Consider the following 5,387-nt stretch of genomic DNA (forward strand, 5'->3'; position numbering starts at 1 on the left):
TGAATGATGGCTCGGGCTTCGCCTTCGCGAAAACTTATTACCTGAGCGTCGGTATCGACACTGATCGCGGTGTCATAGCTTCCGAGCGCTGCGCCTCATCCGAATTAATTGTCGGAGGAACTTGCAGCTTCGCTTCGACTGAAGCCGGACAGGGCCTGAGTTCCCGTAATGGAATAGCGATCGATCGTGATGCCACACTGCAAGTCGAATGGCCGGATCAACGCGAGTTGACGCGCAGACTCGCTCCGGGCCGGTATCGCGATACGTTACTTTTAGTAGTGGGACCGCGAACATGACCCGGCGCCCCAAACCTTGTGAAATTTGCAGTCGCTCGACCGCAAGTAATGATGGAGTGAATTGGAACTCCATCACTCCCTTCGGATCCGAAAAAAGGACCGGGGGATCTTACTTAATAATAATGCCGTCCATCTAATAGGAGTTGAGAATGAAAAAGTTAGTAAGTGCTGCAACAGCTGTCGCTCTCTCGATCGGTTTTGCAGGTGCAGCTTCGGCCCAAGCGGTCAACCAGCAGGTTGATATCAACGCGAACGTCGCTAGCAAGTGCGGCATTTCGGCTCAGCAGACCTCGATTACTCTTGGCGACCTGACCGATGCCAATGCGAAGGTTCGTAGCGCCGTGACCCAGGAAATCGCTACTGCCCTCAATAACGCTCGCATCATCGGTTTTTGCAACGCTCCCAATAGCCAGGTCGAGGTTCAGCGCGCGGTGCTCGCTCGCGTAGGCGCGACGGGCACGGGTTTGACCGATGGCGGCTTCAGCCAGTTCGTTCGTTATAACCTTGACGCATCCATCAATGGTTTGGCTCTCGACTCGACTTCAACTTCGGGTCCGTCGACTGTTGCCAACCGTTTCGGTGGTCACATCAGCCTGAGCAGCACCGCGACCCACCTGCAGTTCGCCCAAGCGACCACGAATGGTCAAGCTGTTGCCAGCTCGAATGGCTCGGCCCCTATGGCAACTGACTGGACGTCGCTGACGGATCGCCGTCTTGCTGCGGGTAACTACACGGGCTTCGTTAACGTCATTCTGACGCCGGGCGCGTAATCTAAGTGAGTTCATGGGCCGGGGCGTGAGAACGCCCCGGCCTTTTTGATAATTGGGACACCCCCGCATGCCATCGCTGTCCAGAATTAGTTTGGTTCGCTTTCTTGCGATTGCCGCATCCTTTCAATTCTTGCTCACTTCGGTGCATGCCAGCGCGCTGAACGTTCAGCCCGTTATTATCGACTTGGAGTCCTCGGGTCGTCAGGCGTCCGCAGTTATCACGCTCCAAAATGCGTTTGCCGAAACTGCCCCTGTCGAAGTCGTTGTTCATCCGGTGCGCATCGTAGACGGCGAACTGGTTGAATTCGAAAACGAGGAAGCTGAGAATCTTCTCGTGTTTCCATCGCAGGCGACTGTGGACCCGGGTGCGACACAGGCGTTCCGCGTTCAGTGGATAGGCGACCCTGAGCCTCGGAACAGCGAACATTACTACGTGACTATCGCACAGCTACCGGTGGCCTTCGCTCCAAACCAGAATGCTATTCAGGTTCTTCATCGTTTCCGTGTTCTTGTTAGTGTTGGCCGTTCCGACGGCGATGCGAAGCTGAGCATCATTTCAAGCACTCTGCGCGAAGGCGAAAACGGAATTTCGCAACCGGTAATTCAGGTACAAAACACCGGTGATAACTACGGCTACGTCGGATCAAATCGGCTTACCATTACTCAACGCGATGGCACTGGCAGCGTGGTGTACCGAGAAGTGTTTCAACCGGAAGATATCCAACAAAAAATGGGCTTAGGTCTCGTTCCCTCAGGGGCTACCCGCACCTTGCCGATCGGACTTGATCTGCCGAGCAGCGAAGGGCCGGTCAGTGTAGAAATGGCGAAACAGGAAAGTGATTAGCCTAGCCAGCGTTCTGCTTCCCGCTTCGAGTTCAATCATCGGTTTGCATGTCCTCGACCTCTCGGCGAACTCGCATGTAACAGATCGCTTCATCGCCGAAGAAATACAATCTCCTGCGGAAGAGCAATCGGCATCGTCGAATGTTGTCCGGGGTACCGACTTGTCTGGTTCGCTGGCGGATGAGCTCAAAGCGATAAATACTACCGGGCGGAATATCCCGCTCGGCGGTCCGTTGATCGACAATGGCTTTGTCCTAGGACAAATCGATTATCTGCTGCGCGCTGACGGGGAAATCGAATTTGAATCCGAACAGCTTCTTGGGCTGATCATTTCGCGTTTGAGACCTGATTTTGCCAGTCGTTTGGCCCAGAACTTGGCAAATAGGCCAACTGTTAGCGCGAGCGAACTGCGCGCTTTGGGGCTTCTGCTGTCCTACAACCCCCAGACATTCGCGATTGAACTAACCCTCTCGGTCGAGCAGCGTCCGCGACAGCAAATAAGCGTATCAGGCGCGCCTCCTCTCGCCATATCCGAGATCACGCCGCCGGCAGGCGTGTCGGGATACGTGACGATCCTTGGCAATCTCGATTACGTTCACAAAGGTTTCGATCCAGGCTTCCAAAACCCGAATGTGCTGATCGATAGCGCTGTGCGTTTCAATAACTTCGTTCTGGAGAACGAGGCGACACTTCAGGATGCCTTCACGCGCGAGAACACCAGACTGGTATACGACGAGTTAAGTCGTTCTATGCGGTTTGCCGGCGGGGATCTGCGTCCGGTTTCACGCGGGTTTTCGGGAGCGGCTCCGATTGCGGGAATTTCGGCCGAAAGGATCTACGCTGATTTGGATCCTCAACGGAATATTCAACCGCGCGGTCAGCGTAGCTTTACGATTACCCAGAGTTCCACGGTGGAAACTTTCGTAAATGGGGTATCCGTTCAACAAACTAGACTACAACCCGGCACTTACGACATCGGCGATTTTCCCTTTGCTCAAGGAGCGAACGATGTCCGTTTGGTAGTGCGAACCGACAGCGGGAGAGAAAGCGTTGTCAGTTTCTCAATTGCTTTTGATCGCAATCTTCTCGCCAAAGGGTTGTCTGAATTCGGCGTTTACGCAGGCGTCGCCACTCCCTTCAGTGGACGTGGGAGGGATTATACCAGTTCTCCTGCCGCTTCTGGATTCTACCGTCGTGGGATCAGCGAGACCGTAACAGCTGGAGGAAACTTTCAGGTCGGCGAGCGAGGAGGCGTAGCCGGTGCCGAAGTGGTTTGGGCGTCTCCAATCGGCACTCTCGGATTTGATCTCGCTGCATCGCGTGTCGATTCAGTGGGCACAGGTTATGCGCTCAATCTGGGGTTCGAACGTGAATTTGGCACAGCAAATACGAGGCGCCGGTCACTAATAGCCACTTACCAATTTGTGAGCGAGAATTTCGCTACTGCCGATGCTCGGACTGCAGTTAATCTATATAGCCACGAGATCGGCGGCACTTTTTCGATGGGGATTGCTCGCGATCACTACGTTAGCGCAGATGGATTTTACTCAGTCGGTCGAGCGCGTCCTGACCAGTACACCGCACGAACCACATATGGCTGGAGAGTAAACGCGCGCATGCTTTTCACTGCAGAGGCCAGCTATCAAGATCGTGGTTCCAACCGAGAATACGGTGTCCGCGCAGCTCTGACCCTCCGGTTGGGTGCTCGGTCGACAGCTACGGCAGAACTGGATACAAGACGGGAGGGTGGACGCCTCTCGTATCAAACCTCTAGCGGCCGCGGTGTCGGATCTTTTAACGCACAGACAACGGTAGAATATTTCGACGAGCAGTTGGCAGCAAACGGAAATATCACCGCCTTGTTAAACCGCGCGGAGGTAGGAGCGGCTCATAGTACGTCATACTCGACCGATTCTCGGTCAATCGTCGATCAGCGAACGTCCTTACGGCTGGGCACCTCTATTGCATTTGCCGATGGTGAAATGGCTCTAAGCCGACCAATCTTTGATAGCTTTGCGATTTTTGCACCCCACCGCACTCTTGATGACGCGCCGGTGTATCTACAGCCCAATGACGACGAATATACTGCGCGTTCCGGGATGTTTGGAGGAGCAGTTGCGACAGATCTATCCGCTTACGCGCCTCAACTGCTGACCTATGATGTTCCTGATGCCCCCCTCGGTTACGACTTAGGTGCAGGCTTAGCAGCCATCCTGCCGCCGTATCGTTCGGGGTATATTGTTAACGTTGGGTCTGATTATTCCATTACTTTCACAGGCGCCCTGCTGAAGTCGAATGGCGAACCTCTCTCGTTGACCGCGGCCCTCGTTTACGAAGTGGATGCTCCGAACCGGCCGCCTGTCCAAGCTTTCACGAACCGATTTGGCAAATTTGTTGCTGCTGGTTTGCGGCCTGGGCGATGGCGAGCGGAGGCGGGGTTCGGAGATAAATTGCAAACCTATACTTTCGAGATACCAGCCGGTGCTGAAGGACTGGTACGGTCAGAACCACTCCAACCTGGAGACGAGCAATGAGGTCACTACTGGGGTTCCTTCTGGCGATTGCGTCACCGGTTTTTGCAACCTCTGCTCACGCACAAGGTCGGTGCGCAGAATTTTCTGCGACCGCGACCGACCTTCGGATCACCTACGATCCATTTCTTCCTGCGATGGTGGATCGTTTCTTCAATGTTCAAATTCGCCAGACTGATCCCAAGATTTCTGGGGTGCGTATTTTATTGGCGGATCCCGATCCGTCTGGCCCTGACCCGCTTCTCGGCGTCAATGGTGTGGCGCGCTACGACGTCGTATGGTCACGCGATCCTAGCAGAAATGTCTTCGCGATGGGTGCCGAGCAGCCAAACTCAACCAACGGGGCGCTGATTGAGTTTTCCGGCAGGGGCGTGCAGAAGGTAAGGAGTGAAAGCTTTCGCCTCCGCATTCCAGCGGGTCAGGATGTCAGTGCAGGCAATTACTATCAACCGTTAGAAGTTCGCTATCAATGTCTATCGGGCGAAGCAGATGTCGGGGTACCGGTAGTTCATTCTGGCGCGCAGTTGGCGATCGACCTCCGTGTCCCAGAGAAAATCAGCACCTTCATCGGATCTGCTGGCGTACAACGCGGCAGGCTTGATTTTGGAAAGGTTGACGCGAACGGTGGCGCGATATCGCGGAGCCTGTCGATTACCGCACAGTCCACAATGCCTTACGAAATCGACGTTCTGTCTGAGAACGGTGCGCTGAAAAGATTTGCCGGCGACGACCGTAAAATTGATTATTCTTTATGGCTGTCCGGCATTCCTTTGACATCGGGTTCGAGAGTTGCCTGTAACAGGGGCATCGCCCCAATGGGCAACACTCATCGGCTACGGGCCGAGATTGATGGGCGAGAAGCAAAAGCCGCAGCTGCTGGCAGCTATAAAGATACGATAACGCTAACCTTCTCGCCCCGCGCAGGGCTAACTGGCGGTACGGAGTGC

At 54.7% G+C, this 5,387-nt stretch carries 5 protein-coding genes; all 5 read left to right on the forward strand.

The window, feature by feature from the left end:
- Nucleotides 1–296, forward strand: a 296-nt coding sequence (locus K3177_RS15240; protein ID WP_221598960.1) for a hypothetical protein, incomplete at its 5' end; no start/stop codon positions are given.
- A 149-nt stretch (nt 297–445) separates the two neighbouring features.
- The gene (locus K3177_RS15245) at nt 446–1,066 is read left to right on the forward strand and encodes a hypothetical protein (RefSeq protein WP_221598961.1); all 621 of its coding nucleotides are present in this window, start codon (nt 446–448) and stop codon (nt 1,064–1,066) included.
- A gap of 67 nt (nt 1,067–1,133) precedes the next feature.
- Nucleotides 1,134–1,910, forward strand: coding sequence for a fimbria/pilus periplasmic chaperone (locus K3177_RS15250; RefSeq protein ID WP_221598962.1), 777 nt, complete (start codon nt 1,134–1,136; stop codon nt 1,908–1,910).
- Nucleotides 1,903–4,443, forward strand: coding sequence for a fimbria/pilus outer membrane usher protein (locus K3177_RS15255; RefSeq protein ID WP_221598963.1), 2,541 nt, complete (start codon nt 1,903–1,905; stop codon nt 4,441–4,443). Before K3177_RS15250 ends, K3177_RS15255 begins: the two co-directional genes overlap by 8 nt.
- On the forward strand, nt 4,440–5,387 hold a 948-nt coding region (locus K3177_RS15260; RefSeq protein ID WP_221598964.1), incomplete at its 3' end, for a hypothetical protein. The genes K3177_RS15255 and K3177_RS15260, both read left to right, overlap by 4 nt.

Origin of the sequence: Qipengyuania pacifica (assembly GCF_019711555.1) — a bacterium.
Taxonomy (GTDB): Bacteria; Pseudomonadota; Alphaproteobacteria; order Sphingomonadales; family Sphingomonadaceae; genus Qipengyuania; species Qipengyuania pacifica.

Excerpts from the sequence above, each read along its gene's own strand:
- K3177_RS15245 (WP_221598961.1), top strand. The coding sequence starts at position 446 with ATGAAAAAGTTAGTAAGTGCTGCAACAGCTGTCGCTCTCTCGATCGGT.
- K3177_RS15250 (WP_221598962.1), top strand. The coding sequence starts at position 1,134 with ATGCCATCGCTGTCCAGAATTAGTTTGGTTCGCTTTCTTGCGATTGCC.